21 protein-coding genes are annotated in these 21,409 nt (G+C 71.5%); 11 read left to right on the top strand and 10 right to left on the bottom strand.

What is annotated here, in order from left to right; genetic code table 11:
• Positions 1–52 precede the first annotated feature (52 nt).
• Both ABGA98_RS22485 and ABGA98_RS22490 read right to left on the bottom strand, forming a co-directional pair.
• On the bottom strand, positions 53–1,795 hold the full coding sequence (locus tag ABGA98_RS22485; RefSeq protein WP_347620326.1) for a proline--tRNA ligase: 1,743 nt from the start codon (positions 1,793–1,795) through the stop codon (positions 53–55).
• Positions 1,796–1,877: 82 nt separating this feature from the next.
• Entirely contained in the window at positions 1,878–2,546 is a 669-nt protein-coding gene (locus ABGA98_RS22490) for a hypothetical protein (protein WP_347620327.1), read from the bottom strand.
• Positions 2,547–2,675: 129 nt separating this feature from the next.
• On the opposite strand from ABGA98_RS22490, the gene ABGA98_RS22495 reads away from it, so the two are divergent.
• Positions 2,676–3,617, top strand: a complete 942-nt coding sequence (locus ABGA98_RS22495) for an acyl-CoA dehydrogenase family protein (RefSeq protein WP_347620328.1) — start codon at positions 2,676–2,678, stop codon at positions 3,615–3,617.
• Here the strand turns inward: ABGA98_RS22495 and ABGA98_RS22500 are convergent.
• The gene (locus ABGA98_RS22500) at positions 3,614–4,129 is read right to left on the bottom strand and encodes a hypothetical protein (protein ID WP_347620329.1); all 516 of its coding nucleotides are present in this window, start codon (positions 4,127–4,129) and stop codon (positions 3,614–3,616) included. The two genes, ABGA98_RS22495 and ABGA98_RS22500, sit on opposite strands and share 4 nt — an antisense overlap.
• 92 nt (positions 4,130–4,221) lie before the next feature.
• Here ABGA98_RS22500 and ABGA98_RS22505 point away from each other — a divergent pair, with 92 nt between their 5' ends.
• From ABGA98_RS22505 to ABGA98_RS22525, 5 genes are all read left to right on the top strand, one after another.
• On the top strand, positions 4,222–5,289 hold the full coding sequence (locus ABGA98_RS22505; RefSeq protein WP_347620330.1) for an LLM class flavin-dependent oxidoreductase: 1,068 nt from the start codon (positions 4,222–4,224) through the stop codon (positions 5,287–5,289).
• Positions 5,286–6,359 (top strand): hypothetical protein, encoded by a 1,074-nt coding sequence (locus ABGA98_RS22510; RefSeq protein WP_347620331.1) that lies wholly within the window; start codon positions 5,286–5,288, stop codon positions 6,357–6,359. The genes ABGA98_RS22505 and ABGA98_RS22510 overlap by 4 nt, the downstream gene beginning before the upstream one ends.
• Positions 6,360–6,382: 23 nt before the next feature.
• Positions 6,383–7,936: an AMP-binding protein gene (locus ABGA98_RS22515; RefSeq protein WP_347620332.1), complete on the top strand. Its 1,554-nt coding sequence runs from the start codon at positions 6,383–6,385 to the stop codon at positions 7,934–7,936.
• A gap of 226 nt (positions 7,937–8,162) precedes the next feature.
• Complete coding sequence (locus ABGA98_RS22520) at positions 8,163–9,464, top strand: FAD-dependent oxidoreductase (RefSeq protein ID WP_347620333.1); 1,302 nt, start codon at positions 8,163–8,165, stop codon at positions 9,462–9,464.
• Complete coding sequence (locus ABGA98_RS22525) at positions 9,448–10,590, top strand: aldolase (RefSeq protein ID WP_347620334.1); 1,143 nt, start codon at positions 9,448–9,450, stop codon at positions 10,588–10,590. Before ABGA98_RS22520 ends, ABGA98_RS22525 begins: the two co-directional genes overlap by 17 nt.
• A gap of 10 nt (positions 10,591–10,600) precedes the next feature.
• Here ABGA98_RS22525 and ABGA98_RS22530 read toward each other — a convergent pair whose 3' ends face one another.
• The 5 genes from ABGA98_RS22530 to ABGA98_RS22550 form a co-directional block, all read right to left on the bottom strand.
• A complete protein-coding gene (locus ABGA98_RS22530; RefSeq protein WP_347620335.1) occupies positions 10,601–11,281 on the bottom strand; it encodes a copper homeostasis protein CutC in 681 nt (226 codons plus the stop codon).
• Positions 11,282–11,494: 213 nt separating this feature from the next.
• Positions 11,495–12,097 (bottom strand): GNAT family N-acetyltransferase, encoded by a 603-nt coding sequence (locus ABGA98_RS22535; RefSeq protein WP_347620336.1) that lies wholly within the window; start codon positions 12,095–12,097, stop codon positions 11,495–11,497.
• Positions 12,098–12,297: 200 nt separating this feature from the next.
• Positions 12,298–13,047, bottom strand: a complete 750-nt coding sequence (locus ABGA98_RS22540; RefSeq protein ID WP_347620337.1) for a GntR family transcriptional regulator — start codon at positions 13,045–13,047, stop codon at positions 12,298–12,300.
• Between the two features lie 946 nt (positions 13,048–13,993).
• Positions 13,994–14,389, bottom strand: a complete 396-nt coding sequence (locus ABGA98_RS22545) for an OB-fold domain-containing protein (protein WP_347620338.1) — start codon at positions 14,387–14,389, stop codon at positions 13,994–13,996.
• Positions 14,389–15,558, bottom strand: coding sequence for an acetyl-CoA acetyltransferase (locus ABGA98_RS22550; RefSeq protein WP_347620339.1), 1,170 nt, complete (start codon positions 15,556–15,558; stop codon positions 14,389–14,391). The genes ABGA98_RS22545 and ABGA98_RS22550 overlap by 1 nt, the downstream gene beginning before the upstream one ends.
• Before the next feature lie 140 nt (positions 15,559–15,698).
• Between ABGA98_RS22550 and ABGA98_RS22555 the strand changes: the two genes are divergently transcribed.
• From ABGA98_RS22555 to ABGA98_RS22575, 5 genes are all read left to right on the top strand, one after another.
• Positions 15,699–16,298 (top strand): flavin reductase family protein, encoded by a 600-nt coding sequence (locus ABGA98_RS22555; protein WP_347620340.1) that lies wholly within the window; start codon positions 15,699–15,701, stop codon positions 16,296–16,298.
• Positions 16,267–17,433, top strand: a complete 1,167-nt coding sequence (locus tag ABGA98_RS22560; RefSeq protein WP_347620341.1) for an acyl-CoA dehydrogenase family protein — start codon at positions 16,267–16,269, stop codon at positions 17,431–17,433. Before ABGA98_RS22555 ends, ABGA98_RS22560 begins: the two co-directional genes overlap by 32 nt.
• Before the next feature lie 11 nt (positions 17,434–17,444).
• Complete coding sequence (locus ABGA98_RS22565; RefSeq protein WP_347620342.1) at positions 17,445–18,218, top strand: SDR family oxidoreductase; 774 nt, start codon at positions 17,445–17,447, stop codon at positions 18,216–18,218.
• 82 nt (positions 18,219–18,300) lie between these two features.
• Positions 18,301–19,596, top strand: a complete 1,296-nt coding sequence (locus ABGA98_RS22570; protein WP_347620343.1) for a DUF2252 domain-containing protein — start codon at positions 18,301–18,303, stop codon at positions 19,594–19,596.
• Positions 19,597–19,711: 115 nt separating this feature from the next.
• Positions 19,712–20,458 (top strand): SDR family oxidoreductase, encoded by a 747-nt coding sequence (locus ABGA98_RS22575; protein ID WP_347620344.1) that lies wholly within the window; start codon positions 19,712–19,714, stop codon positions 20,456–20,458.
• Between the two features lie 133 nt (positions 20,459–20,591).
• Here the strand turns inward: ABGA98_RS22575 and ABGA98_RS22580 are convergent, their stop codons facing one another.
• Both ABGA98_RS22580 and ABGA98_RS22585 read right to left on the bottom strand, forming a co-directional pair.
• A complete protein-coding gene (locus ABGA98_RS22580; RefSeq protein WP_347620345.1) occupies positions 20,592–20,849 on the bottom strand; it encodes a hypothetical protein in 258 nt (85 codons plus the stop codon).
• Positions 20,850–20,903: 54 nt separating this feature from the next.
• Positions 20,904–21,185: a hypothetical protein gene (locus ABGA98_RS22585; RefSeq protein WP_347620346.1), complete on the bottom strand. Its 282-nt coding sequence runs from the start codon at positions 21,183–21,185 to the stop codon at positions 20,904–20,906.
• Between the last annotated feature and the right edge of the window lie 224 nt (positions 21,186–21,409).

Raw genomic sequence — 21,409 nt, forward strand, 5'->3', positions numbered from 1 at the left:
GCCGGCAGGTCGCGGCGCCCGCCCTCAAGCGGATGGGCGCCGCGGCGGAACCTCAGGAGGCGGCGGCGACGATGCGGTCGGCGGCCCCGGCGAGCGGAATCTCCGACTTCTCGCCGGAGACGCGGTCGCGCAGCTCGACCACGCCCTGCGCCAGGCCGCGCCCGACCACCACGATCGTCGGCAGCCCCAGCAGCTCGGCGTCCTTGAACTTCACTCCCGGCGAGACCTGCGCCCGGTCGTCGACCAGCACCCGCAGGCCGCGCGACTCCAGCTCGGCGGCCAGTTCGAGCGCGGCCTCGACCTGGTTCTCCTTGCCGGTGCCGACGATGTGCACGTCGGCGGGCGCGACCTCGCGCGGCCACACCAGCCCGAGCGAGTCGTGCAGCTGCTCCGCGATGACCGCCACGGCACGCGAGACGCCGATGCCGTAGGAGCCCATCGTGACGCGGACGGGCTTGCCGTCGGGGCCGAGCGCGTCGAGCCCGGCCACGTCGGCGTATTTGCGGCCGAGCTGGAAGATGTGGCCGATCTCGATGCCGCGGTCGATGGACAGCTCGGAGCCGCAGCGGGGGCAGGCGTCGCCGGCGCGCACCTCGGCGGCCTCGATCGTGCCGTCGGGGACGAAGTCGCGCCCCGCGACCACGTTGGCGGCGTGCTTGCCGGGCTCGTTGGCGCCCGTCACCCAGGATGTGCCGGTGGCGACACGCGGGTCGACGAGGTAGCGGATGCCGAGCTCGCGCAGGGCCTGCGGGCCGATGTAGCCGCGTACGAGGCCCGGGTGCCGGGCGAAGTCGGCGGCGTCGAAGATGGCGGGCTCGCCGGGCGCCAGGGCGGCCTCAAGGCGCTTGAAGTCGACCTCGCGGTCGCCGGGCACGCCGATGACCAGCGTCTCGGCCTTGTCGGAACCGGGCGTGGTCACCTTGACGACGACGTTCTTGAGCGTGTCGGCGGCGGTGACGGACAGGCCGTGGTGCTCGTTGACGTAGGAGACCAGCGTCTCGATGGTCGGGGTGCCGGGGGTGTCCATGACCCGCAGCGCGGGCGCGTCGTCGAAGGTGCGGGCGGCGGGCGGGGGCGTGACGACGGCCTCGGCGTTGGCCGCGTAGCCGCAGGCGCGGCAGGCCACGAACGTGTCCTCGCCGGTGGGCGTGGGCGCCAGGAACTCCTCCGAGGCCGAGCCGCCCATCGCGCCCGACTGCGCGAAGACGATCTTGTAGTTGATGCCGAGGCGGTCGAACGTGCGGATGTAGGTCTCGCGGTGCTGCTCGTAGGAGCGCTTGAGCCCGTCGTCGTCGAGGTCGAAGGAGTAGGAGTCCTTCATGAGGAACTCGCGGCCGCGCAGGATGCCCGCCCTGGGCCGGGCCTCGTCGCGATATTTGGTCTGGATCTGGTAGAGGATGACCGGGTAGTCCTTGTAGGAGGAGTATTCGCCCTTGACCATGTCGGCGAAGAGCTCCTCGTGCGTGGGGCCGAGCAGATAGTCGGCGCCCTTGCGGTCCCGCAGGCGGAAGAGCGTGTCACCGTATTCGGTCCAGCGGCCGGTCGCCTCGTAGTAGTCGCGGGGCAGCAGGGCGGGGAAGAGCACCTCCTGGCCGCCCATCCGGTTCATCTCCTCGCGGACGATCCTGGTGATGTTGTCGAGCACCAGCTTGCCGAGGGGGAGCCAGGAGTAGATGCCGGGCGCCACGCGGCGGACGTAGCCGGCGCGGACGAGGAGCTTGTGGCTCGGCACTTCCGCGTCTGCCGGGTCGTCCCGCAGGGTGCGAAGAAACAACGACGACATGCGCAGCAACACGGCCACTCCTTGCTCGAACCCGGCTCTGAAGGACTACAGGCTATCGACTTCCGGCGGCGCGCCGCGCTGCTTGTCCCCGGGGTCAGACCGGCAGCGGGAGCAGGCCCGCCGGCGAACCGGTCAGGCCGGCCGCGAGCAGGGTCGACAACACCGCCGACATCGCCAGCGCGCGCACCCGTCCCCACGCGTTCCTGCGCAACCCGAGCACCAGCGCCACGGACAGCAGCCCGATCACCACCGCGGGATACGGCCAGAACGAGACGTCGCTCTCCACGAGCCGGGGAACCGCCCGGCCGGCCACGTCCGCGATCAGGGCCGCGCCGACCGCGGACGCCGCGACGTCGCCCCACACGTCGTCCCTGCGGGTGACATGGGCGGCCAGGCCCAGGCAGACGAGCAGGACGAGGGCCCAGTTGACCCCGGCGGCCTCGCCGACGGGCCCCAGGACGTCGCCGCCGAGCAGCGCGCTCGTGCCCATGGCCGACACCAGCGTGGACACGGCCGCCAGGAACGTCGTCACCAGCGCCCACCCGATTCCCGAGGCGGTGGCGCCCACCGCCAGGGTGAGGGCGAAGTAGGCGTACGGGTCGTAGATCTGGCCCAGCCATCCGGGGGCGTCGCCGGTGACGAGCATGCCCATGAGGCCGACGGCCAGACCACCGAGGAAGGCCGCCAGCAGGTGGTGTTCGATGTTGCGCTGCCGCCGGTCGTATTCGGCGTAGTCGCCATAGTCGAGCGTGGTGTTGTTCATCTCCATCCCAGGTCAGCCCTTTCCCGGCAGATTCCAGGGATGACCAGTGCCAGACTATGAAATCGTACAAAAAGGGCAAAATTGGGTCATTGGTGTACCATCAAGCAACCGCTTGGTTAAGATGCGTCCGTGGGCCTTCCCGATGAGCTGCGCGACGCCGTCCGCGCCTATCTCGCCGGCCGGCCCGGCGCGTCGTGGCGAGAGGCCGCGCGCGACCTGGGCATCGCCGGGCTGCTCGTCCCCCAGGAGCACGGCGGCGCGGGCTGCGGCCCGGCCGAGATGGCGGCCGTGGCCGGGGAGCTGGGCCGGGTCCTGTCTCCTCATCCGTTCCTGCAGTCGGCGGTGATGTCCGTCGCGGCGGCCGAGGCCTGCGGAGCCGGGGAGCTGCTGAGCACGCTGGCCGACGGCTCCGCGACCGCGACCGTGGTGCTGCCGGGCGACGGCGACCTGCGACTGGAGGGCGACCTGCTCACGGGGGACGTGCCGTACGCGCCGGCGGGCGAGGTGGTGCTCGTCTACGCCGGCGGGCTGCTGGTGGAGGCCGTGCCGACGCGGCGCGAGCCGTACGCGACGATGGACGAGAGCCGCCCGTTGCAGCGGCTCGCCTTCCGGCAGGCCCCGGCACGCCGGCTGGGCGACGGCGGGGCGTGGACCCGTGTGCGCGACCTCGGCATCGCGGCCCTGGCCGCCGAGCAGGCGGGCGGGGCGCGGCGGTGCCTGGAGATGGCCGTCGAGCACGCCAGGGCGCGGCGGCAGTTCGGGCGGCCGATCGGGTCCTTCCAGGCGATCAAGCACAAGCTGGCCGATCTGCTCCTGCTGGTGGAGTCGGCCTGCTCGGCGGCGGAGGCCGCGGCCCGCGACGAGGTGTCCGCGGCCATCGCGGGGTCGTACTGCACGGAGGCCTATCTGGCGGCGGCCGGCGAGAACATCCAGGTCCACGGCGGGATCGGGATCACCTGGGAACACCCCGCGCACCGCTATCTCAAGCGCGCCACCTCGGACGCGCAGCTCTTCGGGCCTCCCCAGGCCCACCGCGCCCGCCTGGCGGCTCACGTCTTCGCGGGCGCCTAGCCTCCGAGCAGTTCCTCCCACGGGTGACGGGCGTTGGTGCGGCGGGTGGTGTCGAGAGCCTCGGACAACCGCCAGAAACCGGACCGCGCCCGCAGGGTGGCCCGGCCCATCGGGTCGATCGCGCGCAACTCGAACCGCACGCCCATCACGTCGAGCATGGCCGAGCCGGCGCCGCCCGGGCCCGCCTCGGTGACGAGAGGACCGTCGGAGGCGCGGACATGACCTGAGAGGAGCTCGGCCACCTCCGAGGCGTACGGGCCGTCGCGCCACTCGATGTGCCAGCTGTGGTCTGCTCCGCGCCACCAGGTCAGGTCGCGGCACGACTCGATGAAGTCGACCTCGGTCGCGAGCGCGGCCATCACCCGGCCGAACGCCTCGTAGCCGCGGGCGCCCGCGAGCGAGAGGTCGTCGTCGCCGGAGTCGGGGCCGCTGCCAGGACCGCTGCCAGGACCGGGGCCGGGGAGCGCGCCGTCCTTGGGCCGCCGCGGCGCGCGCTTTCGCTTCACGGGCATCACTCTGATCGTCGCCGCGCCCTTCCCGCAAGTCTTTGCCGCTGATACGCTCTACCAAGCGAGCGCTTGGTCACCAACCTGCCGGAGGCGCGATGACGTCCCTACGGATCAGCCTGGGATACGAACTGGAGGTCCGCGGTCGCACCCGCGACGTCGAACAACAGGCGTTCCAGAACGTGATCGAGCAGGTGGTGCTGGGCGACCGGCTGGGGTACGACACCGCGTGGTTCGTGGAGCACCACTTCACCAGGGGTTTCTCCCACTCCTCCGCCCCCGACCTGGTCCTTGCCGCCATCTCCCAGCGCACCGAGCACATCCGTCTGGGGCTCGGCGTGGTGCTGCTGCCGTTCCAGTCCCCGATCCGCACGGCCGAGCGCGTCGCCACGCTGGACGTGCTCAGCGGCGGGCGGGTGGAGTTCGGCACGGGACGGGGCGCCTCGCCGCTGGAGTACCAGGCGTTCCAGCGGCCGTTCGAACAGTCGCGGCGGATCTGGGAGGACTCACTGGAGGCGACGCTGGCGATCTGGCGGGCCGACGGCGCGCCGGTCAGCAGGTCGAACGAGTTCTTCGAGATCCCCGACGTGGCCGTCTACCCCCGGCCGGCGCAGGAGCCGCATCCACCGGTGTGGGTGGCGTCCACGTCGCTGGAGGGTTATCTGGCGGCGGCGCGGAACGGGTACAACCTGCTCGGCATGACCATGCTCAAGGGCATCGACGACGTGGCCGCCGACATCACGAAATATCGGAAATGCTTGGCCGAGAGCGGCTTCGACCCGGCCAGCCGGCGCGTCGCCCTGATGATCCCCTGGTACGTCGCCCCCACCCGCGACGAGGCGACCGCCACGGCCGCCGACGCCGTGCTGTGGTACATCCGCCGCCAGGTCAACCTCGTCACCCCGCCCGGCTACTACGACGCCCGCCATGCCACGCACCGCGTGCTGGGCCAGCTGGCGGCCGGGCTGCCTCCGGAGGAGGCGATGGCCACCCTGCGCGAGAACCTGATGGTGGTGGTGGACGACGTGGCGGGCTCGCGCAAGGCCCTGGCCGGGATCGCCGAGGCGGGCGCCACCGACCTCATCATCCAGGCGCAGGTCGGCGGCCTGGCACACGACCGGGTGTGCGACGCGATGACGCTCTTCATGACCGAGGTGGCGCGGTGACCCGCCGCTGGCTGACCCGTGACGACCTCGGGGCCGCCGGGCACGCCGCCACCGGCCTGCTCCTCGTCTCCCCCGACGCGTCGAGCGTCCTGCCGATGGGGCCGGACGACCGCGCGGCGGCGTCCGCGCTGACCGGCGCGGCGCTGCGCGCTGCGGGGGTGGGCGAGCGCGACCGCGTCGTGGTGGCCCTGGCGGAGCCCGCGGGCGCGCTGTGGAGCGCCGCGGCGGCCGACGTGGCAGCGGCCGCCGCCTGCGCCGGGCCCCGCGGCCGGATGCGGCTGCACCACACGCTGTCCGCGCTGAGGGCCACCACGCTGGTCATCACCCCCACGGGAGCGATGGACTTCCTGGCCCGCCTGCACCTGGAGTTCCTGCTGGACCCGCTGGATCTGGGCCTCAGGACCGTCGTGCTCACCGGCGAGATCGCCTCGAAGCGCACGATCGGCCATCTGGCGGGCGAGTTCGGGGCACGCGTCACGGAGGTGCTGGCGAGCCCGTTCGGCGGCATGGCCCTGGCCTGGCGCGCGGCCGAGGACGACCCGTTCACGCCGCTCGCCGGCGGCCTGATCGCCCCGGCTCCCCTGACCAAGGACGACCGGTCCGCGCCGCCCGGCCCGCTGGCCGAGCTCGTCCTCACCCCTCGCGGCCACGCGACGCTCGGCGACGCCGTGCTCAGGACCGGGCTGGTGGCCAGGACCGGTCCTGAGGACGGTCCCGGCATCCCCGCGCCCGCCCATACGGCCGGCGAGCACGTCCTCGTGAGGGGCGTGTGGCTGGCCCTGCCCCGCGTCGAGAAGGCGCTGGCGAAGATCGACGGCGTGGCGGGCTGGGAGCTGGCGATCAGCCGCCCGGGAACGCTGGACGCGGCGGCGCTGACGGTGACCTTCACCCGCGAGAGCCTGGTGGGCAACCCCATGTGGCGCTCGCGGATCGAGCATGCGCTCCGGGCGCTGACCCCCGTCTCGATCGACGTGGAGATCGCCGGGAACGTCTCGGAGGCGCCCTTCCCCGCGACGGTGACCGACCTGCGCGGCCACCACCTCGGCAGGGACCGGGCGCTCATCATCTGAGAGGCGACGGGAGGCGCGAGCCGATGGCACCGATGCCGGACTGGGGGACGCTCCCCCGCATGCTGCGCGACCAGGCCGAGCACCACCCCGGCGGCACCGTGGTCGCCGGGGGCGGCGCCGGCGTGACCTTGTCCGGGTTGCGGGCGGCGGCGGCCGGGATCGCCCGCGGCCTGATCGCCCTGGGCGTCGGCCCGGGTGACCGGGTGGCGATGTGGGGGGTGAACTCGGCGTCCTGGGTGGCGCACGCCTTCGGGATCTGGGACGCGGGCGCGGTCATCGTGCCCCTCTCGTCCCGGTACAAGGGCATCGAGGCGGCCCAGTTCATCGACAAGACGGGCGCGAAGGTCCTGATCACCGGCGCGGGCCCGGCGGACGCCCCGCTCGCCGGCCTCCTGCCGCCGCTGCCCGACCTGCGGGTCGTGAGCGCCGGGACGGGCCCGGAGATGAGCGCTGAGGCCGGCTTACATGCGCTGGGGGCGGCGGTCTCCGTCGGGGAGGCCGAGGACCGGGCGCTCGCCGTCCGCCCCGACGACCTGTGCGAGATCATGTCGACGTCGGGCACCACCGGCGCGCCCAAGGGCGTCATGCTCGACCACGCGCAGATCCTGCGCGGCTACTGGGACTGGTCCGAGATCGTCACCCTGGGCGAGCACGACCACTACCCGGTGATCGCCCCGTTCAGCCACGGGTTCGGGTTGAACGCCGGGCTCATCGCGTGCGTGCTGCGCCGGGCCACGATGGTGCCGGTCCCGGTCTTCACCCCCGACGCCCTCATGTCGCTGATCTCGTCCGAGCGGGCGAGCGTGCTCGCCGGCCCGCCCACCCTGTTCCACCGGCTGCTCGACGAGCTGGACCGGGGTTCGTGGGACGTGTCGTCGCTGCGGGTGGCCATCTGCGGGGCCGCCGCCGTGCCGTCCTCCCTGATCACCAGGATGGTCGAGCGGGTCGGGCTCGAGCGGATGATCAACGCGTACGGGCTGATGGAGGGCACGGTCGTCTCCATGACCAGGGCCGGCGACCCCATCGACGTGATCGCGAACACCACGGGCAGGCCCGTGCCCGGCATCGAGGTCAGGATCGTCGACGATGACGGCAAGGAGGTCGCGCCCGGCGAGCGCGGCGAGATCCTGCAGCGCGGCTACGGTGTGATGCGCGGCTACTGGAACGAGCCCGCCAGGACGGCCGAGGCCGTCGACGCGGACGGCTGGCTGCGCACCGGCGACGTCGGCGTGCTCGACGAGGCCGGCAACCTGGCCATCGTGGACCGCAAGAAGGAGCTCTACATCGTCAACGGGTTCAACGTCTCCCCCGCCGAGGTCGAGTCGCTGCTGCTGCGCGAGGGCTCGCTGGCGCAGGCCGCGGTCATCGGCGTGCCCGACCCGGTGGCGGGCGAGGCCGGCCTGGCGTACGTGGTCGCGCGGCCGGGCGTGACGCCCGACCCCGAGGCCCTGCTCGCCTGGGCGAGGGCCAACATGTCCGGCCACAAGGTGCCCAAACGCGTCATCGTGGTCGACGCCCTGCCCGCCAACGCCAACGGCAAGATCGACAAGCGGGCCCTGCGCGACCGGCTGCCGTGAGCCTCAGGGGTCCCCTGCGAGGGCCGGGCGGGTTACGGTGAACTCGGCGCCCGAAAAAACGGCCTGAAGATGCGGTCCGGACGAGCGGTCACGTCGGCACTGCCCGGGTGTGCGCCCGTTCGCCCGGCCGCGTTCATCCGGGTCGGCGATCGGGGATACATCGATCACACCGGCCGGTTGTACCTAAGGGACACATGTCTCGTGCGACCGGGTCTTAGGAGGCAGCGTGGCGTTGCACGTGGCGGTCATCGGGTCGGGCCCCGCCGGGATCTACACGGCGGAGGCCCTGGTCAAGCAGTCGTCCGAGCCTGTCCATGTCGACGTGCTCGAACGCCTGCCGACCCCGTACGGGCTGGTCAGGTACGGCGTCGCGCCCGACCACACGTCGATCAAGTCGATCGCCAACTACCTGCGCAGGGTGCTGGAGCTGCCGGAGGTGCGCTTCCTCGGCGGCGTCACGCTGGGCGAGCACCTGTCCGTCGACGACCTGCTCGGCGTCTACGACGCGGTGGTCTACTGCACGGGCGCGATGGTCGACAGGAAGCTCGGCATCCCCGGCGAGGACCTGCCGGGGAGCGTGGCGGCGACCGACTTCGTCAACTGGTACTGCGGCCATCCCGACGTCGACTCCGGCAGGTTCACGCTCGACACCTCCGAGGTCGCGGTGATCGGCGTCGGCAACGTGGCCGTCGACGTCGTCAGGGTGCTGGCCAAGACGTCCGACGAGCTGCGCTCGACCGACGTGCCCCACGACGTGCTCGAACGCCTCCAGGACAGCCAGGTCAAGGCCATCCACATGATCGGCCGCCGTGGCCCTGAGCACGCCAAGTTCACCCTGAAGGAGCTGCGCGAGCTCGGCGAGCTGGCCAACGCCGACGTCTGCGTCCGCCCGGAGGAGGCGGTCGTGCTGGGCGGCGACTTCCCGCGCCAGGTCCAGGGCAACATCAAGGTCCTGCAGTCGTGGGCCGAGCGCGAGCCGGTGGGCCGGCCGCGCCGCCTCGACGTGCGCTTCTGGCTGCGGCCCGTGGAGATCCTCGGCACCGAGCGGGTCGAGGGCATCACGCTCGAACGCACCCGGCTGTCCGACGAGGGCCGCGTGGTCGGCACGGGCGAGTTCGAGACGCTGCCCGTCGGCATGGTGCTGCGTTCCGTGGGTTACCAGAGCGTGCCGCTGCCCGGGGTGCCGTTCTCCGAGGCGACCATGACCGTGCCGCACGAGGCCGGCCGGGTGCGCGAGCGCGAATACGTGGCGGGCTGGCTGAAACGCGGACCCACCGGGGTGATCGGCACCAACAAGTCCGACGCGGCGGAGACCGTGCGCACGCTCCTCGCCGACCTCGCCGGACACGAGCGGGCGCACCGCGGCTCCGTCGACGCGCTGCTGGCCGAGCGCGGGGTGCGGCCGGTGACGTACGAGGAGTGGCTGGCCATCGAGCGGGCCGAGGCCGAGCTGGCCAGGTCGCTCGGCAGGGGCGAACGCGTCAAGCTCGTGGGCTTGGAGGCCATGCTCCGTGCGTGCCGACCTTAGGGGTTTCGCGGAGGCGTACTCGGTCCAGCAGGCCCGCTATCCCGCCGGCGAGCTGGAGTGGCAGCCGGTCCACACCGTCTACGTCCCCGCCGACCGGTTCACGGCCGGCACGGTCTCCGCGTGGGGCGACCAGGCGGCGTCCCTGGTCAAGGCCCATCTGGCCGGCCCCGGCGAGCTGGCCGAGGTGTTCGGCGTGCCCGGCGGGCTGGCGCCGGCCGTGCACGAGCGGGTGGTGCGCAAGCTCGCGTCCGAACCCGTCGAGGACGTGCGCGTCGACTTCGAGGACGGCTACGGCGTACGCCCCGACGCGGTCGAGGACGGGCACGTGGAGCAGGCGGCCGAGGCGGTGGCCGCGCTGCACGCCGCCGGGGCGTTGCCGCGGCGGTGGGGGCTGCGGGTGAAGTCGTTCGCCGACGGCGACCCCGAGCGGTCGGTGCGCACGCTCGACGGGTTCGTCACGGGGGTGGTCGCGCGGGCCGGGGAACTGCCCGGCGGGTTCGTGGTGACCTTTCCCAAGGTGCTGATGGAGGCCTACCTCGGGCAGTTCGCCGAGGTGCTGGCGCGGCTGGAGAGCGGGCTCGGGACGCGGCTGCGGTTCGAGATACAGGTGGAGGCGCCGCAGACGCTGCACTTCCTGCGCGGTGACCTGCCGGAGTCGCTGGACGGCCGGCTGGCGGCGGCGCATTTCGGGGTCTTCGACTACACGGCGGCCATCGGGTTGCCGCCGCACGAGCAGCGACTCGACCATCCGGCCTGCGACCACGCCAGGCACGTGATGCAGACGGCGTTCGCCGGCACGGGGGTGGAGTTGTCCGACGGCTCGCTGGCCGCCTCGCCGGCCTCCGGCGGGAAGGAGGACGTGCACGCGTTGTGGCGCCGGCACGCCGAGCTCGTCAGGCACTCGCTGCGGCACGGCTACTACCAGGGCTGGGACATGCACCCGTCACACCTGGTGAGCAGGTTCGCCGCCGTCTACGCCTTCCACCTGGCCCGCTACGACTCCTACCGGGAGCGGGTCAGCGCGTGGGAGGAGCAGCGGCAGGCGGGTGGGGGCGTCATGGACGAGCCCGCCACCATCCGCACGCTGACGGCCGCCCTCCGGCGCGCCGACCTGACCCTTCCGTAAGGGCCGCGGCTCAGTCGCGTTCGACCAGGGCGCGCCACTGGCGTACCAGGCGCCACTCGACCGGGTCCGACCAGCTCGCCCGCACGGCCGATCCGACGTGGAAGGCGCGGACGCCGTAGTCGAGCAGGGAGGGCACGTACGCCGGCCGCAGGCCGCCACCGGCCAGGATGATCGAGCCGTCGCCCGCCTCGGCACGTGCCTTCAGCACCGGCAGCCCGCTCCCCACGCCCGTGGGAGAGCCCGAGGTGAGCACGGTGGCCAGGTTGGGGAGTAACCGCACGGCCCGCCACGACGCCTGCACGTCGGCGGCGTGGTCGACGGCCCGGTGGAACGTCCAGGGCAGCGGGGAGACGGCGTGGATGAGCGCCTCGGTGGCCGCCAGGTCGACCGCGCCGGCCCCGTCCAGGAAGCCGAACACGAACCCCGCCGCCCCCGCCTGTGCCAGCGCCTTGGCGTCGCGGGCCAGCCGGTCGAGCGCGTCGGCGTCGGCGGTGAAGCCGGCGTCGCGCCGGAGCATCACCATCTGGGGGAGGGGGCATTCCGCGGCGATCGCGGCCACGGTCTCCGGGGAGGGGGTCAGCCCGTCGGCCGCCATGTCGGCGACGACCTCGAGCCGGTCGGCTCCGCCCTGTTCGGCGGCCACGGCGTCGCGCACGTTGAGCGCGATCACCTCGAGCAGGGATCCGGTCATGCAGGAGAGGTTATATGGTGCTCTGCACCCTTCTGCCGCCGTAGCCCAAAAGGCGGCAGGACGGCACCCCCACAGTGCCTCTCCGCCCGCCCGAGAGCCCCCGTACGGGCCGCGTACCGGCGGGCTGCCGGATGGTCGCGGACGGGCGGGGTCCACCCGTCCACGGGACGCACACGCGGGCCCGGCCCCCGCGCGGGGGCCGGGCCAGGAGTGTCAGGCGCTGATCAGCTCCGCCATCGTCAGGTCACGGAAGGCCGTGGCCGGAAGGTCCAGCGACGGGCGCTGGAAAAGGGCCCCGGAGGACCGGTGCGGCAGGTCCACCGTACGGACGTGCCGGAACCCCCGGGTGCGGTAGTAGCGCTGCAGGCGCGGATTGTTCTTGGCGCAGTCGAGCCGCAACCAGGGCAGCCCCGCGGAGCAGGCCGCGGCTCCGGCCCAGTCGAGCAGGGCGTCGCCGAGACCGCTGCCCGACCACGGGCGGGCGACGGCGAGCTTGTGGATGTAGAGGGCCGCGCCCGGATCGTCGGCAGGTGTCCAGAATTCCGGGTCGGCGTGGTCGTCGAGGGCTATGGTGGCAACCGGTGGTGCCGTTTCGTCGGGGTCGAGATATCTGAGCTCGTCGTCGAGCAGGAAGAGCACCCGCTCCTCGATGAGCGGCTCGATCCGCTCGGGACCGAAACCCCCGCGGGGCCACTGCCTGAGACCCTGCGTATGGAGCCACTCGGCGGTGTCCGCCAGAAGAGTGAGTACGCCGGGAAGGTCCGCGGGTTCCGCGCGCCGGAGCGCGAGCGGATGAAGCAGCGTGTTCGTGTGCATAATACAACTCCCGTTGCGTCGGGTGCCCGCGCTGACACAAAGCGTGATGACGCGATGGTGCGCGGTGACCGAAATGGGCCTTAACCCGATATATATGGATAAATGGCGATTTGGGGGAGTATGCACGACTCCCCCAGGCCAGCGAGGCGGCTAATTCTCGCTGCGCCCGGCCGGCGGGATCACCCCTTCGAACGAGCTCTTCAGCGGCGATCGAGCTCGTATCTGATCAGATGTTTGTCGGCGGGCAGCACCGACACCGCGACACGCACGGGCATATCGGCCCCGTCGAAACCAACACGGACATAGACCATGACTGGCGTGCCGAGTTCGAGCTGGAGGCGCTCGGCTTCCTCCTGGTTGGGCATGCGGGCCCAGATGTCGTCGACGACGCGTATCTGCGCATGCCCCAGCTCTTCCAGCACCCGGTTCGCCCCTCGCGCGATGTCTCCGGGCCTGGCGATCTCGGAGTCGGCGACGAGATCACGTGGAAAGTAGGAATCATTGGTGTTGTACGGCTGGCCGTCCACGAACCGCAGACGACGTCTCACCACCGCCAATTCCCCATCGGCCAACTCCAGCCTGCTGGCGATCTCCTCGACCGGAGACACCGTCAGGACCTCGATGTACTGGCTCGGGGCGCGGCCTTCCTGCGCCACGGCGTAGGCGAAGGCTTCCCGAAGTTCCCCACTGGGTTGCGGCTCCAGCTCCCGCTGCGGATAGATCAGCAGCGGTCTGCGGTCTCGGACCACCGTCCCTCGCCGCGGCGTGCGCGTGACCAGCCCTTCGTTGACGAGTTCGCCGAGGGCCAGCCTGACGGTGTTCCTGCTCACCCCATGGTCTTCCATGAGCTGCGCCTCGGTCGGCAGCTGCGCCCCGGGGCCGAGGACACCCGAGTAGATGGCTCGTCTCAACTCCGAAGCCACCTGCTGATACAGCACCGACCTTGCCACTTTCACCCCTTTTGTTCCAACAATTTAGACGATCTGGTTCTAGCAGGCCACAACCCCTTGACCAAACCCCCTCGCCCGGCCCATCATCCATTCGTTGGTACAAATCCATCTATAGGCCGGTGAGGAGGTGAAGGCCAGTGTTGCCGGACCGCACGGATATGCCATACCCGCGCTGGCATGCCTCTCGCGACACAACACGTTTACTGCGTTACGCGTTGTGTCGCCAGGGGTCCACCCACACCTACCAGAGCAGTGGCACCTCCATGCAATCGACGTTGACTGAGCTGACCGTGTGGTGCGAAGACGGAACCTTTGTCTGGAATGAGGAGGGTGGCGCCCCCGTCACGCACCCCGACGATGACCCGATTGACCCAGCTCAGGACATCGCCGCATGTCGCCGGCAGCGCAAACCTTCTCTCTCCCCACCGACTCCGTGTGTGAGCTAACGGTCTAGGACTCCATCCCTCGCCGGAGTCCTGGCGCCGTCGCACACGGGGCAGGAAGCGCGTCCTGGCGGGTCCCCCACGCCCGCCAGGACGCGTTTTCCTCCGAGGACCGACCAGTTGCCCGGGAATTCGACCGATTGCAGCCTCTTCTCCCGTTGCGAGGCTCGCTCCGGTCAGGCGGCGCCCGGGCCAGGCCGGGCGGACACGGCCAGGCGCAGGCGGGCCCAGCGGCGGGCCCAGCGGCGGGCCCAGCGGCGGGCCCAGCGGCGGGCAGGGTCACGACCCGCGACCTCACGGTCGCGCCCGTCACCACGCCAGAACCTCTCACGCCAGCCACCACCGAGCCGTCCGCGTTGACGCCTACCGCATCATCATCAACCCTCGGGGCCCGACCTGTGAGCCGCTTGGGAAAAGCGGGGCTGGTGGGGTTTTCCGGTACCAATCCAATGTGCGGCGCAAGATCAACCAGCGCGAGACCTTGCGCCGCGACCGACGATCGTCTAGGGCCCTGGCCGCCAGTCGACCAGGGTCAGGTCCGCGTCGACCCGGGTGTAGGAAGCCGTGACCCGTTCGCCATGCTCCGGCGGCCGCCGGCCGCGCCAGTTCCCGTACACGAAGCAGCCGGGGACCGCCGCCAGCCTGACCATCACCACCACGTACGGCTCCCGCGGGCCGGGCACGAAGGGCTGGTGGTTGACGATCCAGCTCTCCACCGTTCCCTCGGGCGCCACCTCCCGCCAGTGCGCGCCCTCCGTACGGCATCGCCCGCAGAACGCCCTGGCCGGGAAGCGGGCCGTGCCGCAGGCGTCGCACACCTGCACCGCGAACTCCCGCCTGCCGACCCGTTCCCACCACTCCCGGGAATCCCGGTCGGGCTCCGGACGGTACCCGGCCATCATGCCCTCCGCAGGATCAGGGCCGAGGTGGCCGGAAGGATGTAGCCGGGCTGGGCCGTGGACAGCGCCACCTCCGCGCCCGGCACCTGGCGCTCGCCGGCGTCGCCTCTCAGCTGGGAGACCGCCTCGGCGATGTGGTTCATGCCGTGCACGTAGCCCTCGGACAGGAAACCGCCGTGTGTGTTGACCGGAAGCGGGCCACCGGCCGCGGTGGCGCCCGAGGCCACGTACGGTCCGCCCTCGCCCTTGCCGCAGAAGCCGTAGTCCTCCAGCTGGACGATCACCGAGTAGGTGAAGCAGTCGTACAGCTCGGCCACGTCGACGTCGTCAGGCCCGAGACCGGCCTGCGCGTACAGGCGTGGGGCGAGGGCGGCGGCCGCGGTCACCGTGGGGTCGGCGCCGGGGCCCGACAGGTGGGTGGTGCCGCCGCCCCAGGCCGCGGCCGAGATCAGCACGGGAGGGCGGCGGAGCGCGCGGGCGCGTTCGGCGGTGGTGACGACGACGGCGCAGGCGCCGTCCGTTTCCAGGCAGCAGTCCAGGAGGCGGAACGGCTCGGCGATCCACCGGCTCGCCAGGTAGTCGTCCAGGGTGATGGGGGTGCGCATCAGGGCGCGGGGGTTCTGGGCGGCGTTCGCGCGCTGGGTGACGGCCAGCTGCCCGAAGTGCTCGGCTCTTGTCCCGTATTTCAGCATGTGGGCGCGGGCGTACATGGCGTACTGCTGCGGTGGCGCGACATAGCCGTACGGGGCCTGGTACTGCACCTCCGGGCTCACCGGCACGCCCCGGCCGGTGCCGCCCATACGGAACTCCGAGCGGGCGTTGATGGCCCGGTAGCAGACGACCGTCTCGGCCATGCCCGTCGCGACCGCCAGCGCGGCCTGGCCGACGACCGCGTGCGAGACGCTGCCCCCGCCGAACTGGTCCAGGTGCCAGGCCAGGTCCGCCAGCCCGAGGGCGGGGCCGACCAGGGTCGGCGGGGCCGAGTCTCCCACGCGGTGCGTGGCCAGGCCGTCCACCTGGTCGACGGGCAGCCCGGCGTCCTCCAGGGCGGCCAGCACGGCACGGCAGGCCAGCGTCAGGGTGCTGACGCCCGAGTTCTTGGTGAAGGGGGTGTAGCCGACCCCGGCTATCGCGGTCAGATCAGAGAAAGCAAGCAAGCGCTTGGGCACATCCGTCACGTTAGACAGGACGTTTCACCCATGTCAACGCACCTCTCGCGGCCCGGCTTGACACCGTTCCCGGGTTCACCCTACCGTCCAAGCAAGCGCTTGGTAATATTAGGCGCACCCGGTGGACGAGGAGGCGGACCATGAGCACACACGCTGCCCGGCTCATCGCGCCGGACGGCTGTCGCGGCCTTCCGACGCCCCATCAGCGCAGAGTCCGCAACGGAGCCGCCATGCCGCCCGGCCCCTCACAAGGCCACCTCGACAGCCTCCGCTTCCGCCAGGTGCTCGGCAGGTTCGCGACCGGCGTGGTGGCCATCACGGCGGTCGAGCCGGTCAGCGAGAAGCCCTGCGGCCTGGCGGCCAACTCCTTCACCTCGGTCTCGCTCGATCCGCCCCTCGTCGCGTTCTGCGTCGCGCACACCAGCACGAGCTGGCCCAAGGTGCGCGGCGCCAAGGTCGTCACGGTGAACGTGCTGGCCGAGCACCAGCAGTCCGTGTGCGCCCAGCTGGCGGCCAAGGGCGGCGACAAGTTCGCCGGCCTGACGTGGACCGGCTCCCCCGGCGGCAACCCCGTGCTCGACGGCGCGCTGGCCTGGATCGACTGCGCCGTCGAGGCCGAGCACCTGGCGGGCGACCACATGATCGTGGTGGCTCGGGTGCTCCAGCTCGACACCCACGCGGACGGCGGCCCCCTGGTGTTCTTCCGCGGTGACTACGGCGGCTTCGTTGCGCCTGCCTGACCCGGAGACGCCAGGCGGCCTTCGCGAGCAGGCGCGGGCCTGGCTGGAGGAGGCGCTGAGCGGCGAGTTCGCCCATGTGCGCGGGCTGGGCGGCCCCGGACGCGAGCACGAGGGACATGAGGAGCGGCTGGCGTGGGAGCGCCACCTCGGCAGGGCCGGCTGGACCTGCCTGGGCTGGCCCCGCCGGTACGGCGGCCGCGCCGCCTCCCTGGAGGACCAGGTGGCCTTCCACGAGGAGTACGCCAGGGCGCGGGCCCCCGCCAGAGTCGGCCACATCGGCGAAGGGCTGATCGGCCCGACCGTCCTCGAGTTCGGCACCGGCGAGCAGAAGGAGCGCTTCCTCCCGCCGATCCAGCGCGGTGAGGAGTTGTGGTGCCAGGGCTACTCCGAGCCGGAGGCCGGATCCGACCTGGCCAACGTCCAGACCAGGGCCCGCCTGGAAGGCGGCACGTGGGTGGTCACCGGCCAGAAGGTGTGGACCTCGCTGGCCCACGTGGCCGACTGGTGCTTCGTCCTGTGCCGTACGGAGGAGGGCTCGCAGCGGCATCACGGGCTGTCGTACCTGCTCGTCCCCATGGACCAGCCCGGGGTCGTCGTGCGGCCGATCGTCCAGCTGACCGGGACGTCCGAGTTCAACGAGGTGTTCTTCGACGGCGCGCGCACGGCGGCGGGCAACGTCCTCGGCGCGCCCGGCGACGGCTGGCGGGTGGCGATGGCCACCCTCGGCTACGAGCGGGGCGCGTCCACGCTCGGACAGCAGATCGGCTTCCGGCGCGAGCTGGCCGAGGTGATCGCGACGGCCGGGCGGACGGGCGCGGCGGACGATCCGGTGCTGCGCGACCGGCTCGTCAGATCGTGGCTGGAGCTGGAGATCATGCGCCTCAACGCACTCAGGATGCTCCGCCCCGGCCCCGGCCCTGAGGTGTCGATCGCCAAGCTCTACTGGTCGGAGTGGCACCGCAGGCTGGGCGAGCTGGCGCAGGCCGTACAGGGCAGGGCCGGGCTGGTGGCCGACGGCGGGCTCAACGAGCTGCAGCGCCTCTACCTGTTCAGCCGCGCGGACACGATCTATGCCGGATCCAGCGAGATCCAGCGGAACATCATCGCCGAGCGCACCCTCGGACTCCCCCGCTGATTGGACCGCTCATGCCCCAGCCCTACCCCAAGGCGCACGGCCTGCTCGACGGCAAGGTGACGCTGGTCACGGCGGCCGCGGGAGCCGGCATCGGATACGCGACGGCCAGGCGCTGCGCCGAGGAGGGCGCGACGGTCGTCGTCTCCGACCGGCACGAGCGCCGCCTGGCCGCCGCCGCCGACGCCCTGACCGAGCTCGTCGGCGTCAAGCCCCTGGCGGTCCCGTGCGACGTGACCTCCGAGGCGCAGGTGCTGGCGCTGTTCGACGCGGCGGTCGAGGCGCACGGCAGGCTGGACGTGGTGGTGAACAACGCCGGGCTCGGCGGCACGGCCCCGCTCGCGGAGATGACCGACGAGCAGTGGCACACCGTCGTCGACGTCACCCTGACCGGCACCATGCGCTGCACGAGGGCCGCGCTCAGGCAGATGACCGCGCAGGGCGCGGGCGTCATCGTCAACAACGCCTCGGTGCTCGGCTGGCGGGCCCAGCCGGGCCAGGCGCACTACGCGGCGGCCAAGGCCGGGGTGATGGCCCTGACCCGGTGCGTCGCCCTGGAGGCGGCCGAGCACGGCGTACGGGTGAACGCCGTGGCGCCGTCGCTGGCGGTCCACCCGCATCTGGCGAAGGTGACCGGGGAGGAGCTGCTGGCGGAGCTGGCCGCCAAGGAGGCGTTCGGCCGGTCGGCGCAGCCGTGGGAGGTGGCCAACGTGATCGTCTTCCTGGCCAGCGACTACTCGTCGTACATGACGGGCGAGGTGGTCTCGGTCTCCTCACAACACCCGTGACTCTCGCGCGAGGGGCGCGACCCTGATGGTCAGGGAAAGATCAGGGTAGGCGGGAGGGGCGTCGCGATCTACTGTCCCCAGTATGGGCACACGCTCTTCCTTCCTGCTCGATGTCCTCATGACGGAGTTCGGCGAGTCGATCACGGAAGATCCTGCGGCGTTCAGGCGGAAATTTCGGAAGATGGCGGCTTCGCCGTTCGCCTTCTACCGGGGCAGCGCCTGCCTGTTCTACGCCGACATGACCGGCGAGTACGCGGACGGCTCCTTCCTCGACGGGCCGACGAGCAGGGTGTGGATCCACGGCGACCTGCACGCGGAGAACTTCGGCACGTACATGAACGCCTCCGGGGTCCTCGTCTTCAACGTCAACGACTTCGACGAGGCGTACGTGGGCCCGTACGTCTGGGACCTCAAGCGGTTCGCCGCCAGCGTGGCCCTGCTGGGGTACGCCAAGGCGCTGTCCGACGACTCGATCAGCATGCTCGTGACCGACTTCGCCGGGGCCTACCTGGTCGAGCTGACCGCCATCGCGGCGGACGGCGACGACGCGATCGGCTCGCTCACGCTGGACACCACCACCGGCGTGCTGCACCGCGTGTTGCAGACGGCCCGGCTGCGCACGCGGGTGGCGCTGCTGGACGTCGAGACCGTGGTCGACGGCTATGACCGGCGCTTCGCGCTCATGGACGGACGGGAGCCGGTGGACGCGGCGACCAGGCAGGCCGTGCTCGGCGCGTTCGTCGACTACCTGACCACGCTGCCGGTGCGGGTGGACCCGGTCGAGCAGGTGATCAAGGACGTGGCGCTGCGCAAGGGCGTGGGCATCGGGTCGGCGGGGCTGCCGTCGTACAACCTGCTGCTCGAAGGGCGCTCGCAGGCGCTGGAGAACGATGTGATCCTCTACATGAAGCAGGCGGCGGTGCCCGCCGTGGCGCGGCACGTCGCCGACGAGAAGGTGTCGGCGTACTTCAGGCACCAGGGGCACCGTACGGCCGAGTCCCAGCGCGCGTTGCAGGACTACGCCGATCCCTGGCTCGGGTACACCACGCTCAACGGGGTGGGGCAGCTCGTGGCGGAGGTGTCCCCGTACTCGGCGGACCTGGACTGGGACGACGTGAACGAACCGGCCGAGCTGCGCTCGATCGTCCAGGACCTGGGACGGGCGGTGGCGCGGATGCACTCGGTGGCCGATGACGAGTCCGGCCACGACCTCGTCGACTTCTCGACGGAGGAGGCGATCGTGGACGTGATCGGCAGCGACAGGTCCGGATTTATCGGCATGCTGGTGGATTTCGCCCATCGGTACGGGGCCCAGGCCCGCGAGGACCACCAGAAGTTCGTCGACCTGTTCCGCAACGGCCGGCTCCCTGGCCTCTGAAAGCGGCGGCCGCGGTCGTACGGCACCGCGCGGCGACCTCTGTGCCGCGGGCGGACCCCGCTACGAGCCGTCGGCGGCTAGCAACCGACCGTTCGGTATGGCATGCTTCCGGAACATGACTCTGTTCTCGGTGGAAGGCAAGACCGTCGTCGTCACGGGTGGATCGCGCGGCATCGGGCGCATGATCGCCGCCGGGTTCGTGGAGGCGGGGGCGTCCGTCTACATCTCCGCCCGGAAGACGGCCGAGGTCGAGAAGACGGCAGCCGAGCTGGGCTGCGTGGCGGTGCCGGCCGACCTGTCCACGCCCGAAGGGCTGGAGTCACTGGTGTCGGCGGTGGACGGGCCGCTGCACGTGCTGGTCAACAACGCGGGCGCCACCTGGGGGGCGCCGCTGGAGGAATATCCGGAGCACGCTTTCGACAAGCTCTGGAACATCAACGTCAAGGGGGTCTTCTACCTGACCCAGCGGTTCCTGCCGAGACTCAGGGAGGCGGCGAGCGCGGACGACCCGGCGCGCGTGATCAACGTGGGCTCGATCGACGGGATCAGGGTGCCGGCGCTGCCGAGCTATGCCTATTCCTCGACGAAGTCGGCCGTGCACATGCTCACCCGGCACCTGGCCCGGCACCTGGCCAAGGAGCACATCACGGTCAACGCCATCGCGCCCGGGCCGTTCGACTCCAAGATGATGGCCTTCGCCCTGAACGACCCCGAGACCCGCGAGAGCATCGCCGCCAGCGTGCCCCTGGGCCGCATCGGGCGCCCCGAGGACATGGCGGGCGCGGCCATCTATCTGTCGTCGCGGGCCGGCGCGTATCTTACGGGAACGGTCATCCCGGTGGACGGCGGGATCTCCTGCTGAACAAGCCGGGCCAGGCCGGTCCCGTCACTGGGAAGGGTGCGGGGACGGCGGCGAGCACCTTCCCGGCGGGTCCGGCCTGGCCCGGGGCTCGTGGCGCGCGCGTTCTGGCGGATCGCGGCGCCGTGGCTCCGGACTAGTCGAGCACGTCGTCGATGGCCACGTCGCCACCGCGGGTCGCGGTCACGGCGACGCCGTTGACGTTGTTGACCCCGGTCGCGCCGCGACCGCTCACGTTGCTGTTGACGACGTTGCCGAAGTTGTTGCCCGACTGGATGGCGTTGCGGTTGCGGCTTGCGTTGCCGGCGTTGGTGTCGGCGAACGCGGGGGCCGACATGAGGGCCATCCCGGTCGCGGCGGCGACGACGATGCCGGACACGCAGAGCTTCTTCATGTGAGGTCCTTTCACTGTTCGGGTCACTGTTCGGGTTGGTCGGACGTCAGCCGGTCAGTCGAAGATGTAGATCACCGTGATGCCGCCGTTGGTGGCGGTCGGGGCTATGCCGTTGACGTTGTTGACGTTCGTCGAGTGGTCCTGGCCGCGGTTGGTGGCGAAGACGTCGGCGAAGTTGTTGCCGGACTGGATCGAGTCGCTGTTACGGCTCCAGTTGGCCGCCCAGGAGCGCCCATCCCAGGGCCCGGCCACGTCATCGGCGTGAGCGGGGACGGCGAACAGCAGCCCGCCGGCGACCGCCGACACCGCGGCCGCGGCGCACACCCTTTTGATCACTTCTGCTCCTTCACCGGTACGGAAGTCGCCGGGGGCAGCGGACGCCGTGGGCCCGAAGGCGCACCACCAGCCCCGTTGACCTTTGTTGACCTCAGCGGATCAAGGCCAGTGCGAGCATATAACCGTACGTTGCCGATGAGTAGCTCTGAGTGATCAGAACTTTGTTCGGCCATGACGCGGCCACGACCCGCCCGCCTGGCCCTGCCTCCCGCATGTGAGAATCT

The organism is Nonomuraea sp. B1E8, from assembly GCF_039871515.1.
Lineage (GTDB): Bacteria > Actinomycetota > Actinomycetes > Streptosporangiales > Streptosporangiaceae > Nonomuraea.

What these genes read in the sequence shown, in the direction of transcription:
- ABGA98_RS22500 (WP_347620329.1), bottom strand. Translation starts at nt 4,129, where the DNA reads ATGCCCGTGAAGCGAAAGCGCGCGCCGCGGCGGCCCAAGGACGGCGCG.
- ABGA98_RS22580 (WP_347620345.1), bottom strand. Translation starts at nt 20,849, where the DNA reads ATGAAGAAGCTCTGCGTGTCCGGCATCGTCGTCGCCGCCGCGACCGGG.
- ABGA98_RS22515 (WP_347620332.1), top strand. Translation starts at nt 6,383, where the DNA reads ATGGCACCGATGCCGGACTGGGGGACGCTCCCCCGCATGCTGCGCGAC.
- ABGA98_RS22530 (WP_347620335.1), bottom strand. Translation starts at nt 11,281, where the DNA reads ATGACCGGATCCCTGCTCGAGGTGATCGCGCTCAACGTGCGCGACGCC.
- ABGA98_RS22565 (WP_347620342.1), top strand. Translation starts at nt 17,445, where the DNA reads ATGCCCCAGCCCTACCCCAAGGCGCACGGCCTGCTCGACGGCAAGGTG.
- ABGA98_RS22545 (WP_347620338.1), bottom strand. Translation starts at nt 14,389, where the DNA reads ATGGCCGGGTACCGTCCGGAGCCCGACCGGGATTCCCGGGAGTGGTGG.
- ABGA98_RS22505 (WP_347620330.1), top strand. Translation starts at nt 4,222, where the DNA reads ATGACGTCCCTACGGATCAGCCTGGGATACGAACTGGAGGTCCGCGGT.
- ABGA98_RS22575 (WP_347620344.1), top strand. Translation starts at nt 19,712, where the DNA reads ATGACTCTGTTCTCGGTGGAAGGCAAGACCGTCGTCGTCACGGGTGGA.
- ABGA98_RS22535 (WP_347620336.1), bottom strand. Translation starts at nt 12,097, where the DNA reads ATGCACACGAACACGCTGCTTCATCCGCTCGCGCTCCGGCGCGCGGAA.
- ABGA98_RS22555 (WP_347620340.1), top strand. Translation starts at nt 15,699, where the DNA reads ATGAGCACACACGCTGCCCGGCTCATCGCGCCGGACGGCTGTCGCGGC.
- ABGA98_RS22570 (WP_347620343.1), top strand. Translation starts at nt 18,301, where the DNA reads ATGGGCACACGCTCTTCCTTCCTGCTCGATGTCCTCATGACGGAGTTC.
- ABGA98_RS22490 (WP_347620327.1), bottom strand. Translation starts at nt 2,546, where the DNA reads ATGAACAACACCACGCTCGACTATGGCGACTACGCCGAATACGACCGG.